Source organism: Microcoleus sp. FACHB-831, assembly GCF_014695585.1.
GTDB lineage: Bacteria > Cyanobacteriota > Cyanobacteriia > Cyanobacteriales > FACHB-T130 > FACHB-831.
This window is the reverse complement of sequence record NZ_JACJON010000068.1, coordinates 47187-68138: the sequence shown is the minus strand read 5'-3', so window position 1 is coordinate 68138 and position 20952 is coordinate 47187. Positions and strand designations below refer to the sequence as shown.

Annotated in this window: 15 protein-coding genes; 9 read left to right on the top strand and 6 right to left on the bottom strand. The window is 46.0% G+C overall.

The features are described from left to right. Nucleotides 1–102 precede the first annotated feature (102 nt). Nucleotides 103–930, top strand: coding sequence for an Rpn family recombination-promoting nuclease/putative transposase (locus tag H6F77_RS20710; RefSeq protein ID WP_190490719.1), 828 nt, complete (start codon nucleotides 103–105; stop codon nucleotides 928–930). On the opposite strand, the gene H6F77_RS20705 is transcribed toward H6F77_RS20710, so the two are convergent. From H6F77_RS20705 to H6F77_RS20695, 3 genes are all read right to left on the bottom strand, one after another. Next, nucleotides 923–1087 (bottom strand): hypothetical protein, encoded by a 165-nt coding sequence (locus H6F77_RS20705; protein WP_190490717.1) that lies wholly within the window; start codon nucleotides 1085–1087, stop codon nucleotides 923–925. The two genes, H6F77_RS20710 and H6F77_RS20705, sit on opposite strands and share 8 nt — an antisense overlap. A gap of 244 nt (nucleotides 1088–1331) precedes the next feature. Beyond that, nucleotides 1332–2588 (bottom strand): MFS transporter, encoded by a 1257-nt coding sequence (locus tag H6F77_RS20700; protein ID WP_190490715.1) that lies wholly within the window; start codon nucleotides 2586–2588, stop codon nucleotides 1332–1334. Between the two features lie 128 nt (nucleotides 2589–2716). After that, nucleotides 2717–3271 carry a hypothetical protein gene (locus H6F77_RS20695; protein WP_190490713.1) on the bottom strand — a complete coding sequence of 185 codons (555 nt, stop codon included), beginning with the start codon at nucleotides 3269–3271 and terminating at the stop codon, nucleotides 2717–2719. Nucleotides 3272–3579: 308 nt separating this feature from the next. Here H6F77_RS20695 and H6F77_RS20690 point away from each other — a divergent pair, with 308 nt between their 5' ends. From H6F77_RS20690 to H6F77_RS20680, 3 genes are all read left to right on the top strand, one after another. Next, nucleotides 3580–3801: a hypothetical protein gene (locus H6F77_RS20690; RefSeq protein ID WP_190490711.1), complete on the top strand. Its 222-nt coding sequence runs from the start codon at nucleotides 3580–3582 to the stop codon at nucleotides 3799–3801. Nucleotides 3802–4196: 395 nt separating this feature from the next. Next, nucleotides 4197–7277 (top strand): PAS domain S-box protein, encoded by a 3081-nt coding sequence (locus H6F77_RS20685; RefSeq protein WP_514131596.1) that lies wholly within the window; start codon nucleotides 4197–4199, stop codon nucleotides 7275–7277. A gap of 230 nt (nucleotides 7278–7507) precedes the next feature. Continuing rightward, the gene (locus tag H6F77_RS20680; RefSeq protein ID WP_190491035.1) at nucleotides 7508–8698 is read left to right on the top strand and encodes a ferrochelatase; all 1191 of its coding nucleotides are present in this window, start codon (nucleotides 7508–7510) and stop codon (nucleotides 8696–8698) included. Nucleotides 8699–8736: 38 nt separating this feature from the next. Here H6F77_RS20680 and H6F77_RS20675 read toward each other — a convergent pair whose 3' ends face one another. Further along, nucleotides 8737–9282 carry an NADPH-dependent FMN reductase gene (locus H6F77_RS20675; protein ID WP_190490706.1) on the bottom strand — a complete coding sequence of 182 codons (546 nt, stop codon included), beginning with the start codon at nucleotides 9280–9282 and terminating at the stop codon, nucleotides 8737–8739. Nucleotides 9283–9604: 322 nt separating this feature from the next. Here H6F77_RS20675 and ftsH point away from each other — a divergent pair, with 322 nt between their 5' ends. Beyond that, the gene (ftsH, locus tag H6F77_RS20670; RefSeq protein WP_190490704.1) at nucleotides 9605–11551 is read left to right on the top strand and encodes an ATP-dependent zinc metalloprotease FtsH; all 1947 of its coding nucleotides are present in this window, start codon (nucleotides 9605–9607) and stop codon (nucleotides 11549–11551) included. Nucleotides 11552–11559: 8 nt separating this feature from the next. Here the strand turns inward: ftsH and H6F77_RS20665 are convergent, their stop codons facing one another. Further along, the gene (locus tag H6F77_RS20665) at nucleotides 11560–12177 is read right to left on the bottom strand and encodes a M23 family metallopeptidase (protein ID WP_190490702.1); all 618 of its coding nucleotides are present in this window, start codon (nucleotides 12175–12177) and stop codon (nucleotides 11560–11562) included. 193 nt (nucleotides 12178–12370) lie between these two features. Here H6F77_RS20665 and H6F77_RS20660 point away from each other — a divergent pair, with 193 nt between their 5' ends. After that, on the top strand, nucleotides 12371–12754 hold the full coding sequence (locus H6F77_RS20660; protein ID WP_190490699.1) for a hypothetical protein: 384 nt from the start codon (nucleotides 12371–12373) through the stop codon (nucleotides 12752–12754). Nucleotides 12755–13551: 797 nt separating this feature from the next. Here the strand turns inward: H6F77_RS20660 and H6F77_RS20655 are convergent. Continuing rightward, a complete protein-coding gene (locus H6F77_RS20655; protein WP_190490697.1) occupies nucleotides 13552–14862 on the bottom strand; it encodes a glycosyltransferase family protein in 1311 nt (436 codons plus the stop codon). A 459-nt stretch (nucleotides 14863–15321) separates the two neighbouring features. On the opposite strand from H6F77_RS20655, the gene H6F77_RS20650 reads away from it, so the two are divergent. From H6F77_RS20650 to H6F77_RS20640, 3 genes are all read left to right on the top strand, one after another. Continuing rightward, nucleotides 15322–15642: a slr1957 family protein gene (locus H6F77_RS20650; protein ID WP_190490695.1), complete on the top strand. Its 321-nt coding sequence runs from the start codon at nucleotides 15322–15324 to the stop codon at nucleotides 15640–15642. A 549-nt stretch (nucleotides 15643–16191) separates the two neighbouring features. After that, the gene (locus H6F77_RS20645) at nucleotides 16192–20163 is read left to right on the top strand and encodes a magnesium chelatase subunit H (protein WP_190490693.1); all 3972 of its coding nucleotides are present in this window, start codon (nucleotides 16192–16194) and stop codon (nucleotides 20161–20163) included. 86 nt (nucleotides 20164–20249) lie between these two features. Further along, entirely contained in the window at nucleotides 20250–20930 is a 681-nt protein-coding gene (locus tag H6F77_RS20640; protein WP_190490690.1) for a Uma2 family endonuclease, read from the top strand. The last annotated feature ends 22 nt before the right edge of the window (nucleotides 20931–20952 follow it).

Genomic DNA, 20952 nt, shown 5'->3' with positions numbered 1-20952 from the left:
GGTTATAAGTAGTTGGAGTAGTTAAAAAACCTGTTTTGAAATAGCAGCGATCGCGGCAATGTTAAACTACAACAACGAGGGATATTTATTACAAAATCAGCCGTGCGAACTGACAAAATATTTTATAGCCTGTTCCAAGAGTTTCCCAGCATCTTCTTTGAACTAATTGGCGCTACCTTTGTCGATGCCAACGCCTATGAATTTGCCTCCGTAGAACTGAAAGAAACAGCTTTTCGGATTGATGGAGTGTTCGTTCCTCGTCCCGCTCCCTCTGCTCAACCAGTTTACTTCCTAGAAGTCCAGTTTCAACAAGATGCTGAGTTCTACAGACGCTTTTTTGCAGAAATCTTCATTTACCTGCATCAAAACCCATCGGTTAAGTCTTGGCGTGCAGCTGTCATCTATCCTACGCGAAGTATAGAGACAGACGATGTAGAGCCTTATGAGTTGCTACTGGCGAGTACGCAAGTGCAGCGCATCTATTTAGATGAGTTAGGAGAAGCAGCAGAAAGCTCTCTGGGAGTTGCAATTGTGCAATTAGTTGTAGAGAGTGAAGCGACAGCCGTTCAACGAGGTAGAGAATTGATTTTGCAAGCGCGACAGGAACTTGCGGATGAGATAAACAGGCAGAAAATTCTAGATATTATAGAAACTATCCTCTTGTACAAATTTACACGCTTAAGCCGCGAGGAGTTAGCAAAAATGTTGGGAATAGACGACGAGTTCAGACAGACGAGGATGTATCAATCCATCAAGCAGGAAGGCTTGGAAGAAGGTAGACAGGAAGGCTTGGAAGAAGGCGAGATGAGAGCAAAGTTACAAGCCGTACCCCCGTTTTTGGCGTTGGGTTTGAGTGTGGAGCAAATAGCAGGCGCGTTGGGTTTGACGGTTGAGCAAGTTAGGGAAGCTGCTCAGAATCAGCCTAGCTGATGGCTCTAGCTCCTTTTTCTTCTAGACTCCTAAGAGCGATCGCCCCTGTCAGCCCAGCTCCTACCACATTATTTAAGGAAAAGCCGAAAATAAAAAACGCCCAACAATTGAGGGCGTCGATCATCAGGGTGCATCTACTACTCTTAGTATAGCCCATTGAGGGGTCATACCCCCCACCCCATTATTATTTTTAGAAAACTTCATAATTTAGCCTTAAGCTTTGGCGCAAAACACCCGAAAATAAAAAAACGCCCAACAATTGAGGGCGTCGATCATCAGGGTGCATCTACTACTCTTAATATAGCCTAGTGAGGGGTCATACCCCTCACCCCCACCTTAATTAATTTATAAAAATTTATAATTAGGGGAAGCATTGGTTGCACGTAGAAGACATAAGCCGACTAGATGACATCCTGCAATACGCCGCGAGTGCTGCGCCAAGCCCAGACGCCACCTATACTCACAACAATGCTCATGCCCAAAAGCACGGGTCGCAAGCCATATTTGTCAGTAAGGGGGCCAGCGATCGCCAAGGGTAAACTCAGAGCAATATTGACCACATTATTCTGAAAACCAAAGACTTTACCGCGCATCGACTCTGATGTTTGCTGGTGAATTAAGGTTTGCATCGGTACGCCAATTAGAGATGCGCCCAATCCCAACACACCGCTGAGAACTAAACCCAGCCAGTATTGTTCGGTAAAGGTAAAGACGGCCAAAACAAAAGCCATACTTAAAAACCCAAGCAAAGGCAAAGGCTTATGGTGGAAGCGATCGCCCCAGTGTCCCAACGCCCCAGCACCCAAGACTAAACCAACCCCAGCTGCCGACAACAAAGAGCCAAACTCCGAGTCCTCTAGACCAAACTCTTTCACAAGAGGAATTGCCAACACTGTTAAAGCCGCAAAGACTGAATACAAAATAGTTAGTTGGACCATAGCCGTCCTAACCAGGCGGTTTTTCCACAGATAATTTAAGCCCTCCTTCAAGTCTTGCCAGGGATGAACAGCCGCTGGCTGATTGGTAACGCCAGTTTCTTTAATCTTAATCAACATACCCAATACAGCCCCTATCAGGTACAACCCCGCAACAAAAAATTCTTGACTATACTCTCCTCCCCCCAACTGTTTAGCCAGCCTCAACACAGGCTTACCCACAGCGAAACCAACAATCAACGAACCCATCATCGTTGTAGTGGAGAGAGCATTAGCCGTCATCAAATTTTCGCGCCGCACCAGTAGTGGGATAACCGCCTGCTCTGCTGGTGCAAAAACTTGCGTCACAGTTGAAATCAAAAAGGTAATTACCAACAAAATCACAAACTGCTTTGGCAACAGGGGAATAGCCAACGTAAGTAAGGCGCGAATTATATCAGAAGCAACCATAATTTGCTTCTTAGGAAACAGATCCACAAAAATGCCCGCAGCCGAGCCAAATAGAATGGCTGGAAGCGTGAAAGCTATCATTAGCGTGGAGCGCATGGAATTTTCAAAAGCAGGTGGAGACTTATAAGTTTCCAGCAGTGCTATCAACAAAATGAAAAATACCTTATCCGCCACTTGGGATATCACTTGACCACCCCAAAACATCAGAAAGGGGCGGTTTTTCAGCAGGGCATGAAATCCGCTACCAGATGGGGGAGGACTTGTTGGCAACATAAAAATTGTTCAGGCGCAACTTGATTTCCTACCTTAGTTTGCGCTTGATTTGGTCAATCCTGCCACTGTACTAGCCATTTTTTTGTAAAACTCTGTATTGGCACATCCCGCATGCGGATTTTACCTAGCTATTCGAGTGCGCCACTGTAACGCTGCAACAGGTGGTTTAAAAACACCGCCGCAGTAGTGGGCGATCGCGTTTCGGATGTCCCCTCAGAGTGCTGTACCCACCAGCCGCGTGCAGTTTGGGGATTGCGCCAGAGTTCTAAATGCTCTATCGGCGGATCGGCATAGAAACTATCCAACCCCGATCCTAGTAACGCCGAACTCCAGTGAGTAAAGTAATCGTGGCTGATGCGGTGGATAGGAAAGTTGCCTGTTAGCGGCACCCCCCAGCCATCTACAGCAATAAACGCTTTCACCTTACCCCCTTGCAGCTGCCACGCCAAAGCTGCGGCGATCGCACCGACGACACCAGCACTAAAGCTGATAAATATCAACTCAGACGCCGCAGGGACGCGATCGCGATCGCCCAAAAACTGCAATATGTGAACCCCTGAGTAAGCTGGGTAGTCTTGAGCTGGAAAAATCAACAAGTTCGGGCATCCCCACCCAGATCCCAAAATAAAGTCTTCAGTTAGTTTTGGCTCGTGGATTCCCGGGCAAATGACGATCTGGGTCATAGCAATTTTAGATTGTAAATTTTGCACCGTCGGAGTTCCACCAAGGGGGAACGTTTTAGATTAGTTGCAAAAATTAATGACGGCATTTGAGAGGCGACGATGCCTAGCCGACGCCAGCATCGAAATGTTATTATGCTTTTTATTAAGAAATTTAGTAAAACAGAACACCATAGCTTGGTGGAAGAAAAGTTATTATCAAGGGTTATCCAGTTTGGGAGGATGCGAAACCTATATTTTGAGGCTAAACCCAGGCAAAGTTTTCGTGTAGTATCGATAACCTTAAGCCGCGAGAAGATGGACAACCAGGGTTGCAGTTAGAGGAAGTCCAAGCGGTAAAGCGAGCGCTACCTAGTCTTGGAAAACCAGGGTTGCAGTTAGAGGAAGTCCAAGCGGTAAAGCGATCGCTACCTAGTCTTGTGGAAGGCGGCGTTTTAACGCTGACAATATTAGTATCGCAGGCACTGGCTGCACAAAAGCGCGATCGCATTTACCGAAAAACTGAATTAGTTGCAGTAACTGTAAAAGTCTAACTCTGGACAGATGCAACATAGAGTCTTGGCTTTAGCTCGCATAGCTCATCGCCGGGAAAATTGGGGCGAGGCTAACAAGCAGCAGTACAAAGCTAATGCGACACTGTATTGTGCCAAAAAGCCTTCAACAACTTTGATTATGCGTATGCGTGTTTAGCGGCTGTTTGCATCATTAATAAATCTTCAACAAATTTGGCCTATGTGACTGCGATCGCATCAATAGGCGATTTTGCAACATCTGTGGCTGTGAGGTGGAGTATATAAATAAATATTCAGACTTCGTACTATGAATTAGTCAGCATAATCGCACTTGCTACAAAACTATTGTGTATGGTAAAAGCACTTCGCCAATAGTTCCTCCCATAAATATCGGGCAAATTCTTTAAGGGGATTTTATGCAGAAATTTTTCTACGATCTTTTTGTCTCAGGAAAGTTAATCCCTTATAGTATTTGCTCTCAATGGCCGCCACAGTTAGCGTGGGTGCATATCATATCTGCATCTTTAATTGCACTTGCTTATTATTTAATAGCCTTAACTATAGTTTATTTTCTTCGCAAGCGCGGGGATTTCCCATACAGAGGGATATTGTTGCTACTTAGCACCTTGAGCGTCGCTTGTGGCACTATTCACATACTGGAAGTTTCGACGCTGTGGCATCCTAGCTACTGGCTGTCGGGTATCTGCCTGGCGATCGCCGCCATAATCTTAGCCTGCACAGCCGTGCAGTTAATATTATTGCTGCCCAAAGCACTAGCCTTTCCGAGTCTGGCAGTTGAAACGCGAAAACTGGAAAGTGAAATAATACACCGACAGCCAGCAGAAGCAGAACTTCGCAAAAGTACAGAACAATACCGCACCCTAGTCAAAAATTTTCCTAACGGCGCAGTCTTATTATTCGATCTAGATCTGCGTTGCACTAGGGCTGGCGGTAAAGGATTAACAGAAGTTGGTCTTTCAAAAGAGCAATTGGAAGGGAAAACGATTTGGGAAACATTCCCCCCCGAAACCTGTGCGGCGCTTGAGCCAAATTATCGAGCAGCATTAGCCGGAGAGGCAACCATATTAGAACTAGCCTACGCTGACTGTATTTACCAAATACATACACTTCCGGTAAAAAACGAACAGGGAGAAATTTATGCCGGAATAGTCATAGCCCAAGATATTACTACTCGCAAGAGAATGGAGGAAACGCTGCAAGAAAGCGGGCAAATATTCCGCGCCACATTCAACCAAGCCACTGTAGGTATGGCACATATGTCGTTAGATGGTAAGTGGATGTTGGCTAATCCAAAACTTTGCGAAATACTTGGTTACACTGCTGCCGAAATATTACAGCTAAAATTTCAAAATATTACCCATCCTGACGACATCGATATCATCCTTGAGGGCATTCGTCAGATATTAGCTGGCAAGGCTTGCAATTACTTAATAGAAACCCGCTACATCCGCAAAGACGATTCCCACGCTTGGGTTAATCTCAACCTATCGTTAATACGCACGGCGACAGGCGAGCCAAAGTATTTTGTTGTAATTATAGAAGACATATCAAGTCGGAAGCAGGCTTTTGCAGGAATGCAAAAAGCTAAAGATGATTTAGAAAATAGAGTTGTGCAACGTACCAAAGAATTAAAGCACGCTAATGAAAAGCTAGAATACCAACTATTCGAGCGCGATCGCGCTGATAAGAAATTACAAGACCAGGCCGAACTGCTAGATCTTGCTCACGATGCGATCGTCACTCTCGACTTAAAAAATATAATTACTTTTTGGAATCGCGGTGCAGAGGAAATGTATGGATGGACGAAAGCCGAGGCTTTGGGAAAAGAAATCAATACATTACTGCGAACGCAATTTCCGAAACCACAAGCAAAAATAAACGAATTTCTTTTGCAGCATGGATATTGGCAAGGCGAACTAATCGACAGTAAAAAAGACGGTTCCTCGATTGCGATCGCTAGTCGTTGGACAGTGAAACGAGACTTGCGCGGCAGGCCTATAGAAGTTCTCAAAATCAATACAGACATCACAGAACGAAAGAAAGTACAAGAAGCTCTAATTGCTTCGAGTATCCGTCTGGCTGCGATTCTCGATATTGCCTCAGATGCGATTATTTCCATCAATCAAACCCAACAGATCACGCTATTCAATCAAGGGGCAGAAAGGATTTTTGGGTACAATGCTCTAGAAGTTTTAAATCAACCACTGAGCTTGCTGTTGCCAGAGCGTTGTGCTTCTGCTCATTATCAGCATATTGCTGAATATTCCAAATCTAGCGGGCTAGCGAGGAAGATGGGCGAACGGGGCAAGATTTTTGGTCGTCGTAAAAATGGTACTGAGTTCCCCGCTGAAGCATCGATTTCGCAACTTGAATTGGAAGACGAAAAAATATTTACCGTCATTCTGCGCGATATTACCGAGCAAGTGCAGACTGAGGAGGCGTTGCGTGCTGCTAATGAAAAACTCACAAGTTGGGTGAACGAACTGGAACAACGCAACAGCGAAATTGTGCTGTTGGCTGAAATGAGCGATATTCTGCAAGCTTGTTTGACGATTGAAGAAGCTCATAGCGCGATCGCTCGATTGGTACAGCCTCTATTCCCAGATGTATCTGGTGCGGTGTTTGTTATTAGTTCCTCACAAACCCTAGTTGAGGCTGTTGCTACCTGGGGTGACGAGACGCTCGATACCCACAAATTGTTTACACCTAATGAATGTTGGGCGCTGCGACGCGGACACTCGCATTTTGTTTCATCCGATCGCGGTAGTTTGCCATGCAAGCACATCCACCCGGACTCATCAAGCAGTGACTTTCTCTGCGTCCCCATGATGGCACAGGGGGAAGCGTTGGGCGTGCTGTATTTATGTTCGCAACACCAGGGACTATTTACAGAAGCAAAACAACAGCTAGCTGTAACGGTTGCCGAACATATTGCTTTGGCGCTGGCAAACTTAAAATTGCACGAAGCTCTCAAGCAGCAGAGCATCCGCGATTCGCTCACGGGTTTATTTAATCGTCGTTACCTCGAAGAATCTCTAGAACGGGAGATACATCGAGCAGCCCGCCAGAACCAAAGTGTAGGCGTGATCATGCTAGACGTTGACCACTTTAAACGATTTAATGACACCTTTGGTCACGAGGCAGGCGATTCCGTGCTGCGGGAATTAGGGATGTTTATCAACAAACACGTCCGGGGTTCAGATATTGCCTGTCGCTACGGGGGAGAGGAGTTTACGCTGATTTTGCCAGAAGCTTCTCTAGAAATAACCTCTCAAAGAGCCGAGCAAATCCGGGAAGGGGTTAAGCACCTGAATTTGCTTCATCGCCGTCAGAGTCTCGGTTGCATTACCCTCTCGCTGGGGGTGGCAGTCTTTCCAGATCATGGCACGACGGGTGGGGCGGTGATCGAGGCGGCTGATGCGGCGCTTTATCGTGCTAAACAGGAGGGGCGCGATCGCGTTAACGTATCCCGCTAAACGCGGCTGTCCGCTCCTGTTAATGTTTAAATCTTCTGGAGGATGAATTTTATAAGAAAAACGAATGTAATAGTAGTGATTCCTGGGCAAGGTTGACAAGCATATCCCTACTGGGGGGATGTTACCCTATAAAAGCAGGAGTGGCGCTTCAAGGGACTGAAGCCAAACAACAATGCTATGACCCGGCTCTCCACTCTGCTTTAGAAATTACTCAAGTTGAGGAATGCGACGTGGTTGCCACCCCGGAAAAAGTACAACAAACATTCAACGCTAGCTCTGGTAACGACAGGGTAGCAGTTTTGCTGATGGGCTACGGCGAAGTAGAAAGTTACGAAGACTTCGCCAACTACAACGAACAAGCTTTAAATCTACTCACGGCTAAGTTTGCGCCCGTACCAACCTGGCTGTATCCACCTCTGGCGAAGCTGCTGGCAATTTTTGACTTACACGAGTGGAGCCACCAGCACGGTAATTTTATTTCACCGCACAACGCCATTTTTGAACAGCAGCGGGCTGGTATTGAAAAGAATTTACAAGAAAAGTGGGGCGATCGCGTCAAAGTCTTCAAAGCTTTCAACTTCTGCGCCCCCTTCCTCCCCTCACAAGTCCTCGCCGAAATCAAAGCTGAAGGCTTCGACAAACTGCTGATTTATCCCCTCTTGGTGGTAGATTCCATCTTCACCAGCGGCATTGCTGTAGAGCAAGTCAACAACGCTTTAGCCCAACTGGTTGATGGTAGCGAACACTGGGTTAAAGGGCAGCGTTACATCCCCTCCTTCTACAACGAACCAGCTTACATCGATCTGCTGGCTCAAATGGTCGAGGAGAAAATTGCCCGCGATTTGACAGTGGCGCACTTGCCTTCCCAAACTGGTATCGTGCTGATGAATCACGGTTGTCCCCACAAGGCAAAAGGCTTTACCTCTGGCATCACCGAAAGCCAAGCGCTCTACGACAAAGTAAGGGATAAGCTGATTAACAAGTATCCTCTAATTTCCGTTGGTTGGCTTAACCACGACACGCCGCTGATTGAATGGACTCAACCAGATGCCAATCAAGCTTCGGAAAACCTAATTCAATTGGGTGCGACAGCGCTTGTCTACATGCCGATTGGCTTTGCTACAGAAAATCACGAAACTTTGTTGGATGTTGACCACATAATTCATGGTTTGCGCCGCCGTCATCCTGAAGTGACCTACGTGCAAATGAAGTGCGTCAACGACAATCCAGAATTTCTGAAAATGGCGGCTGAGTGGGCTAATCCTCAAATTGAGGCGCTGTTCTCAGAGCAAGCCCTAGTTGTTAATCCCCAACTGGCTGCGGCTCAAGCCCATCATCACGACCACGACCACGATCATCACCACGACCACGGTCATCACCACGACCATGGTCATCACCACGACCACGGTCATCATCATTAATTAATAAATAGGGTGGGCATTGCCCACCCTATTTTCTATTAGGAAACACCTCGAATTTTGCGGGTATTTTCTACTAAGCTTTGAGTAAACTGATCGAACCGCTCGGAGAGTTTTTCATCAAGCAGTTTTCCATCTGGGCCAAAGGCTTGCCAAGCTTGACCTATGGCAATTTGCTCTGGAATTACCCACCCATGTACCCAGCGCAGAATCACCCGCAGATCGTTGAGGGCGTTGCTGTTGGACTGACCGCCTAATATGCTAATTAGGCCGCTAACTTTGTTACTTAGTTGGTCAAAACTCATTAGGTCTAGTGCGTTTTTCATGACACCACTGAGGCTGCCGTGATATTCTGGCGTTGCCAAAATTAAACCATCGGCGCGGTTTACTACATCGCGCAACCGCTCGACATCAGGGTAATCTGGATATTCTTTTTCCCCGGTGCAAAAGGGTAGCTGCATTTGTCGCAAATCTAAAATCTCCACTTCAGCACCTAGAGCTTGCGATCGCGCTGCTGCCAAACTCAAAGCTTTGTAGCTATACGAATCTGGCCTTAAACTACCGCTTATTCCCACAATTCTGACCATATATCTCTCTTAGGGTTAATGCAATCTGGACTATAAGCAAAAATATTTGGTTGCAAAATATAAATTCTTTTTCGTTTTGCGCGTACTATCAATACCATTTACCAAACAAAATGAAGTCGTTATGAGTACAATAAATATAGCAATAAGCGGCAGAATGCGTCAATGAGGATTTGTGGAAACACAAGCCGCATCGGTGGGCAGATGCGGCTTTGAGTGAGAAAGTTAAACTAGAACAAAGTAAGCTCAACTCGTGCCCAAAGTATCCAACGTGGAACTTTAGCACTTAAAAGTTGAGTCAAGGCAGCAGGCTAGGGGAATTCGTATGAATAATAGTTCCTGGATTAAAACATTGATGGGGCAAGAATCGGCAAAAAATCAATTAAAGAATGGCAAGATGCCGTCATCACAAACTAAAGCCGCCGCGCCGCGACTGCTTTGGCGTCTTGCCGCCAGTATGATGATTTTCCAGGGAGTGCTGCTGGGGACTGGGGAAGTAGCGTTTGGACAGCAGAAAAACCTCACCTATGGGGATTTGCTCAAAAAAATCGATGCTGGTCAAGTCAGCAATGTGGAAATCGATACAGCAACCCAGATTGCCAAAGTCACTTTGAAAGGGCAAAAGGACACCGCTTCCAAGGAAGTGGTTCTGCTGGAGCAAAACCCAGAGCTAATTGAGAAAATCCGTAGCAAGGGCATTGCGCTAGAGGTTCGACGCTCTGCGGATCGCAGTAACGCGGTGAGTTTGGCAGCAAACTTATTATTAGTGTTGTTACTACTTGTAGGATTGGGTACGATCCTGCGGCGAAGCGGCAACGCTTCTGGTCAGGCGCTGAACTTCGGCAAATCCAAGGCGCGATTCCAAATGGAAGCGAAAACCGGGGTGATGTTCAGCGATGTGGCTGGCATCGAAGAAGCGAAAGAAGAACTACAAGAAGTGGTAAGCTTCCTCAAACAACAGGAACGATTCACGGTTGTTGGTGCAAAAATTCCTAAAGGCGTGTTGTTAGTAGGCCCTCCGGGAACTGGTAAAACACTACTAGCTAAAGCGATCGCTGGTGAAGCTGGCGTGCCTTTCTTCAGCATCTCTGGCAGCGAATTCGTCGAGATGTTCGTAGGCGTAGGTGCTTCCCGCGTGCGCGACCTATTCAGAAAAGCTAAAGAAAACGCCCCCTGCATCATCTTCATCGACGAAATCGATGCAGTTGGACGCCAACGCGGGACGGGGATAGGGGGGGGTAACGACGAGCGCGAACAGACCCTCAACCAGTTACTAACCGAAATGGACGGCTTCGAGGGTAACACGGGCATTATCATAATTGCGGCCACTAACCGTCCCGACGTGCTGGATGCAGCCTTGCTACGTCCGGGGCGTTTTGACCGTCAGGTAATGGTCGATCTGCCCAGCTATCAGGGTCGCGTGGGAATTTTGCAGGTTCACGCTCGCAACAAGAAGATGTCTGAGGAAGTATCCCTCGAAGCCGTCGCGCGGCGCACCCCTGGGTTTTCCGGTGCAGATTTAGCGAATCTGCTCAACGAAGCAGCAATCTTGACAGCACGCCGACGCAAAGAAGCGATAACGCCTTTGGAGATTGCCGATGCCATCGACCGCATCACCATTGGTCTGTCTCTGACTCCCCTCTTAGATGGTAAGAAAAAGCGGTTGCTTGCTTACCATGAAATCGGCCACGCTCTCCTGATTACGCTTCTGAAAAACTCAGACCCGCTGAACAAAGTCACTATTATTCCGCGTTCTGGCGGTATCGGCGGCTTTGCCCAATCTGTACCTGATGAGGACATAATTGATAGCGGTTTGTATACTAAGGGTTGGCTGCGCGATCGCCTGACTGTTGCTTTAGGTGGCAGGGCTGCGGAAGCCGAGGTATTCGGGGATGCAGAAGTTACCAATGGAGCCAGCGCCGATATCAGAATGGTAGCTAACCTAGCTCGCGAGATGGTGACACGCTACGGTATGTCTGAATTGGGGCCAATCGCCTTGGAAAGCCCGAATACCGAAGTGTTTCTAGGTCGAGATTGGATGGATCGCTCGGAGTACTCCGAAGAAGTGGCGGTCAAAATCGATCGACAAGTGCGCGAGATGGCAGTTAGTTGCTATGAGGAAGCCCGTCGCATTCTTCGCGAGAACCGCGTCGTAGTAGACCGCCTGGTGGATTTGCTACTGGATCAGGAAACCATCGAGGGCGATGAATTCCGCCGCTTGGTTGCTGAATATACCGAGCTGCCTGCTAAACAGTTGGCGGTTTCCAATTAAGCAGCCCGTTACTCTTGACGGCCAGTGCCTTGCTTAACTTTGACCGCTTGGCCGTACATCTGCCGCAGCACTTCGGCAGGGTCTACATAGTTGTTGGCGTACTTTAAACCCCAGTGCAGGTGGGGGCCAGTGGTTCTGCCTGTCATTCCTACGCGGCCAATCCTAGCGCCAGTTGCGATTTGCCCGCCTTGCCAGATTTGGATACCGCCTTCGCGGTCAATTAGATATTGACCTGCGGAGGCTTTTTCTACGTGCCCTTTCATGTGGCAGTAGATGTGTCGCCATTGGCCAGATTGGATGGTGATTGATGTACCGCAGAGGGTATTATCGGAGACTTCGACTACTTTGCCCATCCACCAGTTGCGGATGTAGCTGCCTTCTGGCGCAGCGATGTCTAAGCCGCGATGAAATTCCCACCCGGAGGCGTCGGTTGGAGATGGACGATAGCCGAATAGAGATGTGTAGGCTCGAAAATTTTCTACTGGGAAGGAAGCACCCCTCCAACTGCTTGCTGCTTTCACCGCCTGTTGCTCGAATCCTCCGAGTGCTACTAAACTGGCCGCAACTGCGATCGCCACTAATATAAGGCGCTTTATTTTCTTCTGAGGCAATAACATTGTCAGCATTACTTGGGGGTTCAAATTGCAGGCTTTATATTCTAACCCTGCTTTTGGCCGATTCTCAGTAATCCATATTCCTACATTTGAACTGCTGTTGCCAGCGAATAATGATTATTATGGTTATTAAAATACTCCTCTAGGCTTGAATACCTATTAGGAATTGAAATAAAATTTCTTAATAGTCAATAAGCTGCTGCCCATGTTCTTTGAGATTTTCCCGTTTAACTTTGCCATAGATGCAACTGCGATCGCTGGTACTGCTTTATGGTCGCTAGCTTTATACTTAGGCTTCTCGCCGATTAGTGATTGGGTGACTGAAAAACTCAACCACTGGTTTAATTTTGCAGAGCGATCGCTTTATACTTCCACTGCGGAGTTTGAACGCACTCGCAAGGCTAGAGAATCCCAAAACGCCTTCTATGCTTCATTGCTCAGCATTGTGCCCTTTTTCTTCGCCGGGATATTGTTCAACTATGGTGTAGAGCTTGGCTTAGGCCGCAGTTGGGCAATCAGCGTTGGTATTATTGCCTGTATGAGCGGTGGTATTTACGAACTAGGTCGCCGCGATGGTAAATCGGAGTAAATTTCATTGTTGATTGTTCGTTCGGGAACGGCGATAAACCCTGCATTCATTACCAATCGGAATTTTGTATTATTCTGCTTCTATTCCCCAGATGTCTGCCTTTACTCGACCTGCACCCACTTATTTTTTAGCTGAGTTTACTCTTATGTGGGGCACTATGGGGTATTATTAAATAATGGAAATATTGCTCAAATAAATATTACTCGATAGTTCTTCCTCATCGATTTAATTATATCATTTTTTTAGTTTGAGTCAAGTACTTTTAACTAAAAAATTTTTTATTTGAGCCTGTTTTAAATATTAAAAAAATTATTTAAATGTTTGATTTTTGGTTATAAATACTACAAAATATTTCTTCCTTATCGATTCAATGATATCAGAAATTTTGGGATACGTCTACGGGTCAATAGTTGGTGAAGGTAAGGTTTTAGGGTTAGATACCGATAATCGGATAGACAGGGATAATAAAATTAAAAGTTGAGATTTATCCTTGCTAGCTATAAGTAAACTCCTGGGGGGCAAAGAAATAGATCGCTTGGCATGCTCTTAGGATAAGGGATGCACTTATAGCCATTAGTCGCTATATTTTTATGGGGATGGCTGATAGTTGGGAGGAGGCAAAATTATGCAATTATATTTTTCTGGTTATAGAGGGTTTGGAGATTTTTTTGAATTAAAATTATTTACGCGATCGCAATTACTTTCAGGCTAAAACATTAACAAGGCTGGAGGATGATAAAACGAGTTATTATTGCTGCGGTAATGACAGCTTTATTGAATTGCGGCTGGACTTTGCTCTACTTGGCAAGTATGCGGGGGTAAGATTGAGAAAGTTCTTCGCAGACGATTTTAGCTAATTTTTGTGCTGCACCTGGTTCACCGCGCACGCTGCGGAGGCGATCGCGCATCTCTTGTAACTTCTCAGGATTTTTCAAAAAGTCGATAGCAATTTCCGCAACAGCATCAGGTTGCAATTCACCTACTAATTCCGGTACAATTTGCTCCTGCGCCCAGATATTAGGCCATGCGAATAACTTTCCTTGGCGCAACACCAACCAGTTAATTAACTTGGCAAAGTTAGTACCAACTAGAGGCAAGTTAGCTAACAACCCAGGCAAACCATCCCAGCTTCGCATCGCATCCAATTGTTGAGTGGGAATCAAGACAAGCATCGGTACTGCTAAAGCGCCCAATTCGGCTGTATTGGCACCAACTGTAGTTACACAAAGACGACATTGAGATAACTTTTCGTAGGCGGGGAAGCGAGTAAATAATTCCACCTCTAAACCGCTAGGTGTTTTCAAATAAGGTGTTTCCCCGGTAACTAATTCTGCTGTTGTTCCTTGTACTAATTTAAGGACTGGATTTTGTTCAGCGTCGGCAAAACGCGCTAATGTTTCTAAATCTAAAGTCGGCGCGACGGGAATTATAAAACGAGTTTGGGGACGTGCGGCGTAAATGCGTTCTGCGATCGCTAAACACAAAGGTAATCCCTGTGCTAGTTTGGCAGGTTTCGATCCGGGCAGCAAGCCAAACAGTTCTATTTTAGATTTTGCTCGTTCCCAGGCAGAGCCTGGGAATGGGATTTTCGATTGTTGTTCGCTTTCCCCGTCTCCTTGTGCTTCTGCCATTAAGTCGCCGACGACGGTAAATTTATGAGCATATTTCGGCGAAACATTAGCGGCAATCTCCGGTTTCATCGTGCCAAATCTATCAATCCACCCGTGCCAACGCGCATCCCATTCAGCATAAATAACAGTGCGATAACCCAGTCGCTTACCAATAACAACTGGAAAGAATTGATCGCCTCCTAAAAACACTACAACACCGCGATCGCGCCAATCCCAATTCTCTGCTGTCTTCCCCCACAGCAAAAATCCAAAAAAATCTTTTGCCGCCTGAAATCTATCGATTTCTGGATAACTCCTGGCAATTTCTATCTCTTTGCCAGTGGCGTTAGGACATGGCGACAGCGCAACTGAAATGCGTACATCTTCCCGATTATTTCCTAGCTGTTGGCGAAGCGATCGCACAACCGGACGCACCCAAGTCGCTAGCTCTCCAGGCCCATTAGACAATATTAAAATATCAACTGGTGTCACGCTCATACTTTTGATTATATAAACTTGTTCTTAGCCTATCAGTTTAGGTTGACTACCTTAGTTAGTACAAGGTTTCGCATATTAAAGAAGACAACACAGCAATACCCATCTCTTGGCTTGGATAACATGAGGCTGAAAGTTATTTGTATAACCGGGTTTAGTTTTGGAAACGGTGCGTGTAGACTGTAGCTTACTCTTTCAAAAGAGCGATCGCAGCTTATGTGAATGCACAACCAGAGGTAGATCGTTCCACCTTACCTTTGCAGTTTGACTGCAATCCGAGTAAGCGCTGTTAACTGTCTTTATCAGCTTCCGTTAACTTTATTATCAAATTTGGTTATAGGCAACTAGGTTTTGGTAGCCTTTTTAAGTAGAGAAAAACTCGATTGCGAGTGCTAAATCTCTTAAAGAAGGCAAAATCCAACTTTAAAAACAACTTTAAGTCAAGTCATTGTTAGCTTAGATATGAATCATTTCTGTGATGAATGGATAAAAGACTGGTGCCAAGAAAATGGCTGGACTGATTTATTTATGGAGCGTCGTAACAATTATTGGGCTTTCCCTCCCGGCGCTGTAATGCCTGAACCAATCCCTAGTAAAGTCCTGAGAACTATTAAGACAGAAAAAGGTCTGAGCTATGGCGAAAAAGTCTTGTCTATCTCAGCAGTTAGCATAGCGATCGCAGCCGCATTTTTTAGCTATTTCCTCAAGTGTCCCCTTCCACTGGTTTTTGCTTTTGTTTTTTGTGCTGTTACGGTCGGTCTACTTGAAGTTGAGGATATTTAGACAGATTTTATAGCTTGTGGGGTTGGTTTTTCCTGACGAGGGCTAATTTCTTTTCGTCTGTTCAGCCCCCCTTCGATCGGGGAATGCTAGGGATTTTTCCCGACCCTCTTAAGCATATTAAATGCACAACAGCTTAACCGTGCGTGGTAGGTAATAGCTGATGGTTAAGCAGTAATTTGAAATATTATAGCTGTATTTTGGCCTATAGAGATTGCTAATTCAGCTAATATTCACATATCGAAGCGATTGAAGCTGTATTATACTACGTTTCGTTTAAAGAGTCTATAATCAAACTTGAATAATTCTCCTTGATCGCTATTGCGTGAGCAAATACTCGCTTATTTATAAATAAATGTAAATAAAAGTTGCCGTATTTTTGTAAAATTGTGTCAGATATAGGCCAATTCCGTGAGACAGTAGACGTTTTCTGGTACAAGGAATCTGTGCCACTTATAGCGATCTGCAATAAGCTACGTGCTAGTAAGCTAATTGCTAAAAGCTTCTGGATTTCCCCTAGAGAAGAGAACACGCACGAAGGAGTTTAAACGAATGTTCACCCACGTCAAGCCCACCATTCGCCACATTGCCCCTGAAAACTTAAAGGGGAGGACATTACTCAAGGTGGTCTATGTCGTGCTAGAGTCGCAATATCAGAGTGCCCTCTCAGCCGCAGTCCACTCGATTAATCAGAACAACCCCAACCTCGCAATTGAAATTAGCGGTTATTTAATTGAAGAACTCCGCGACTCTGAAAACTATAAGGATTTCGAGAGGGATGTGGCTAATGCTAATGTCTTTATAGCTTCGCTAATATTTATTGAAGACTTAGCCGATAAAGTTGTAGCCGCTGTAGAACCGCACCGCGACAACTTAGATGTGGCCGTAGTATTTCCATCAATGCCGCAAGTGATGCGCCTAAATAAAATGGGCAGCTTCTCTATGGCGCAACTAGGACAGTCGAAGAGTGCGATCGCGCAATTCATGCGAAAGCGCAAAGAAAAATCAGGCAGTGGCTTCCAAGATGGAATGCTAAAGTTACTGCAAACCCTGCCTAAAGTCCTGAAATATCTGCCAATGGACAAAGCGCAGGATGCCAGAAACTTCATGCTGAGTTTCCAATATTGGCTAGGCGGTTCCTCGGAAAACTTGACAAACTTCCTGCTAATGTTGGCAGAAAAATACGTCCTCAAAGGACAGAAATTAAGCTTCCAAGAACCAGTAACATATCCCGATATGGGGGTTTGGCATCCATTAGCACCGCAGATGTTTGAGGATGTCAAAGAATATTTGAACTGGTACAACAGCCGGGGAGATATCTCAGCAGATCTTAAAGATCCCTTGGCACCATGCATTGGTTTAGTGCTGCAACGCACCCACTTAGTAACAGGCGACGATGCCCATTATGTCGCTATGGTGCAGGAATTAGAAGCAATGGGCGCGAGGGTAATTCCCGTATTTGCTGGGGGATTAGATTTCTCTAAACCAGTTGATGCTTATTTCTACGATACATCGGTCAAGGTAAACCATGCGATAGTTGATACCGTAGTATCGCTAACAGGATTTGCCTTAGTTGGAGGCCCCGCAAGGCAAGATCATCCCAAAGCGATTGAATCTTTAAAACGGTTGAATCGTCCTTACATGGTAGCGCTGCCACTGGTGTTTCAAACAACAGAAGAATGGCAGGATAGCGATTTGGGATTGCACCCAATTCAAGTAGCATTGCAGATAGCTATTCCTGAGTTAGATGGTGCAATAGAACCGATTATACTATCAGGACGAGATGGAGCGACGGGGAAAGCGATCGCACTCCAAGACCGTATCGAAGCAATAGCACAACGCGCCCTCAAATGGGCAAATCTCCGCCGCCAGCCAAAATTAGAAAAAAAAGTTGCCATAACAGTTTTCAGCTTCCCACCCGATAAAGGCAATGTAGGAACCGCCGCTTATCTAGATGTATTCGGTTCCATATATGAGGTAATGAAAGCCCTCAAACAAAACGGCTACGACCTTCCAGAATTGCCGGGTTCAGCGATGGAACTGATGCAAGAAGTCATCCACGACGCCCAAGCACAGTACAACAGCCCGGAACTGAATATCGCCTACAAGATGTCAGTAGAACAATACGAACGACTAACACCTTACTATCAGCGATTAGAAGAAAATTGGGGTGCAGCGCCGGGACATTTAAACACCGACGGACAGAATCTATTAATTTACGGCAAACAATTTGGAAATGTTTTCATAGGTGTCCAGCCAACATTTGGTTATGAAGGCGATCCGATGCGGTTGCTGTTCTCGCGTTCTGCTAGTCCCCATCATGGTTTTGCTGCTTACTACACCTATCTGGAACATATTTGGAAAGCGGATGCAGTGCTGCACTTTGGCACTCACGGTTCCTTGGAATTCATGCCAGGAAAACAAATGGGAATGTCTGGGGATTGTTATCCAGACTCGTTGATTGGCAAGATACCCAATCTCTACTACTATGCAGCGAACAACCCCAGCGAAGCGACTATCGCCAAGCGTCGGAGTTACGCTGAAACTATCAGCTACTTAACACCACCTGCTGAGAATGCTGGGTTGTACAAAGGTTTGAAGGAACTAAGCGAATTAATCGGTTCCTATCAAACTTTAAAAGATACCGGACGAGGCATCCAAATTGTTAACACCATTATGGACAAGTGCCGATTGGTGAACTTGGATAAAGACATCGCCCTCCCAGAAATTGATGCCAAAGATATGTCAGCCGAGGAACGGGATACCCTCGTCGGTTCGGTATATCGCAGGCTGATGGAAATTGAATCGCGGTTGTTGCCTTGCGGGTTGCACGTTATCGGCAAACCGCCTAGTGCAGAAGAAGCGATCGCCACCCTGGTCAACATCGCCAGTCTCGACCGCAACGAAGAAGAACTTCTTAGTCTTCCTCGGATTATCGCTAACAGCATCAATCGCGACATTGACCACATCTACAAAAATAACGACAAAGGCATCTTAGAAGATGTCCAACTGTTGCAAGACATCACCCTAGCAACCCGCGCTGCTGTAGCTGCATTAGTTAAAGAACAAACAGATGCAGATGGTCGCGTATCCCTCGTTTCCAAACTCAACTTCTTCAACATGGGCAAGAAGGAACCTTGGATTGAGGCACTACATCAAGCGGGTTATTCAAAAGTAGATCCAGAAGCAATCAAGCCACTTTTTGAGTATCTAGAATTCTGCCTCAAACAAGTTTGTGCAGACAACGAACTCGGTGCATTACTAAAGGGATTGGAAGGCGAATATGTCCTCCCCGGCCCCGGTGGCGACCCCATCCGCAACCCGGATGTACTGCCAACTGGTAAGAACATTCACGCCCTCGATCCGCAATCAATTCCCACAGCAGCAGCCGTTAAATCTGCCAAGATTGTAGTTGACCGACTGCTAGCACGGCAACGCGCAGAAAGTGGAAATTGGCCTGAAACTATCGCCTGCGTACTGTGGGGAACCGACAACATCAAAACATACGGCGAATCCCTCGCCCAAATTATGTGGATGGTGGGTGTAAAACCAGTGCCTGATGCTTTGGGACGAGTTAATAAGTTGGAATTAATTCCATTGGAAGAGTTAGGTCGTCCTCGCGTTGATGTTGTCATCAACTGTTCTGGCGTGTTCCGCGACTTGTTCATCAACCAAATGAACTTGTTAGACAAAGCGGTGAAGATGGCAGCAGAAGCGGACGAACCTTTAGAGATGAACTTTATCCGCAAGCACGCTTTGGAACAAGCGCAGGAAATGGGAATCAACTTGCGGCAAGCTGCAACTCGCGTCTTCTCTAACGCTTCTGGTTCTTATTCTTCTAATATCAACCTGGCAGTAGAAAACAGCACTTGGGAAAGCGAATCCGAGTTGCAGGATATGTACCTAGCGCGGAAATCCTTTGCTTTCACTTCTGATAATCCAGGCACGATGGAACAGTCGCGGAAGATTTTTGAAACTGCACTCAAAACCGCCGAAGTCACTTTCCAAAATCTCGATTCTTCCGAAATTAGCTTGACGGATGTTTCCCACTATTTCGACTCTGACCCGACGAAGGTTGTAGCCAGTCTGCGCGGCGATGGCAAAACGCCAGCATCGTTTATTGCTGATACAACAACGGCTAACGCACAGGTTCGCACGCTATCAGAAACCGTGCGTCTAGATGCGCGTACTAAACTACTTAATCCCAAGTGGTATGAGGGTATGCTTTCGCACGGTTACGAGGGAGTGCGCGAACTCTCCAAGCGCCTTGTGAATACGATGGGTTGGAGTGCGACTGCTGGTGCTGTTGATAACTGGATTTACGAGGATACTAACACCACGTTTATCCAAGATGAAGAGATGCGTCAGCGATTGATGAACCTAAACCCTCATTCTTTCCGCAAGGTTGTTTCCACCTTGTTGGAAGTGAACGGTCGCGGTTATTGGGAGACAAGCGAAAGCAATTTAGAATTGCTGCGCGAACTCTATCAAGAAGTTGAAGACCGGATTGAAGGGATAGAATAGTCGGTAGCCTATAGCTTGGTGCGATCGCCTGATTCACGCGATCGCACTAGCTTAAATCCTTGGCAGAGGAATGCCTAGATTCCATTATGACTCAGACCCTAAGCGCCGCCACACCGCCAGTTAGCAGTTCCCATATTGTTCTATATGGCATCAGTTGGGAAATGTACGAACAGCTTTTGCAAGTGTTTGCAGAACAGCCAACACCACGCATGACTTACTACAAGGGAACCCTAGAACTGATGACACCCTTACCAGAACATGAAACGTATGCCTGGACTCTGGGACGGCTAGTGGTGGCACTATCTGAGGAACTCGATCTGGAAATTCGGGGTTTGAAATCTACAACTTGGCGTTCAAAACCCAAGGCTGTTGGCAAAGAAGCAGATGAATGTTTCTACATTCAAAATGAAGCCGCCGTTCGCGGTAAATTAAAATTTGACCTTACACTCGATCCACCCCCTGACTTGGCGATTGAAATCGATCAAAGCCATTCATCAATCGATAAAATGAAGGTTTATATAGAACTTCAAGTGCCGGAAGTTTGGCGGTGGCAGAAGGGAAAACTTACTATTAATATTCTAACAGATGCAGGTTATGTGGAGTCTGAAACCAGTCTAGCATTTGGCTTGTTTCCAGTAAAAGAACTCGCAAGATTTATGCAGCTAGACGCGCAGAAAGGTGAGAATGCTAGAATGCGCGAGTTTAGGGAATGGGTGCGTAGACGCGAAGCGGCTTCTCGTAAGAGATCGCAGCTAGAGAATGTGTAGCAAAAATAGACAATATAATCCT

What these genes read in the sequence shown, in the direction of transcription:
- ftsH (WP_190490704.1), top strand. Translation starts at nt 9,605, where the DNA reads ATGAATAATAGTTCCTGGATTAAAACATTGATGGGGCAAGAATCGGCA.
- H6F77_RS20655 (WP_190490697.1), bottom strand. Translation starts at nt 14,862, where the DNA reads ATGAGCGTGACACCAGTTGATATTTTAATATTGTCTAATGGGCCTGGA.
- H6F77_RS20640 (WP_190490690.1), top strand. Translation starts at nt 20,250, where the DNA reads ATGACTCAGACCCTAAGCGCCGCCACACCGCCAGTTAGCAGTTCCCAT.
- H6F77_RS20660 (WP_190490699.1), top strand. Translation starts at nt 12,371, where the DNA reads ATGTTCTTTGAGATTTTCCCGTTTAACTTTGCCATAGATGCAACTGCG.
- H6F77_RS20665 (WP_190490702.1), bottom strand. Translation starts at nt 12,177, where the DNA reads ATGCTGACAATGTTATTGCCTCAGAAGAAAATAAAGCGCCTTATATTA.
- H6F77_RS20685 (WP_514131596.1), top strand. Translation starts at nt 4,197, where the DNA reads ATGCAGAAATTTTTCTACGATCTTTTTGTCTCAGGAAAGTTAATCCCT.
- H6F77_RS20645 (WP_190490693.1), top strand. Translation starts at nt 16,192, where the DNA reads ATGTTCACCCACGTCAAGCCCACCATTCGCCACATTGCCCCTGAAAAC.
- H6F77_RS20705 (WP_190490717.1), bottom strand. Translation starts at nt 1,087, where the DNA reads ATGGGCTATACTAAGAGTAGTAGATGCACCCTGATGATCGACGCCCTC.
- H6F77_RS20675 (WP_190490706.1), bottom strand. Translation starts at nt 9,282, where the DNA reads ATGGTCAGAATTGTGGGAATAAGCGGTAGTTTAAGGCCAGATTCGTAT.
- H6F77_RS20695 (WP_190490713.1), bottom strand. Translation starts at nt 3,271, where the DNA reads ATGACCCAGATCGTCATTTGCCCGGGAATCCACGAGCCAAAACTAACT.
- H6F77_RS20650 (WP_190490695.1), top strand. Translation starts at nt 15,322, where the DNA reads ATGAATCATTTCTGTGATGAATGGATAAAAGACTGGTGCCAAGAAAAT.
- H6F77_RS20700 (WP_190490715.1), bottom strand. Translation starts at nt 2,588, where the DNA reads ATGTTGCCAACAAGTCCTCCCCCATCTGGTAGCGGATTTCATGCCCTG.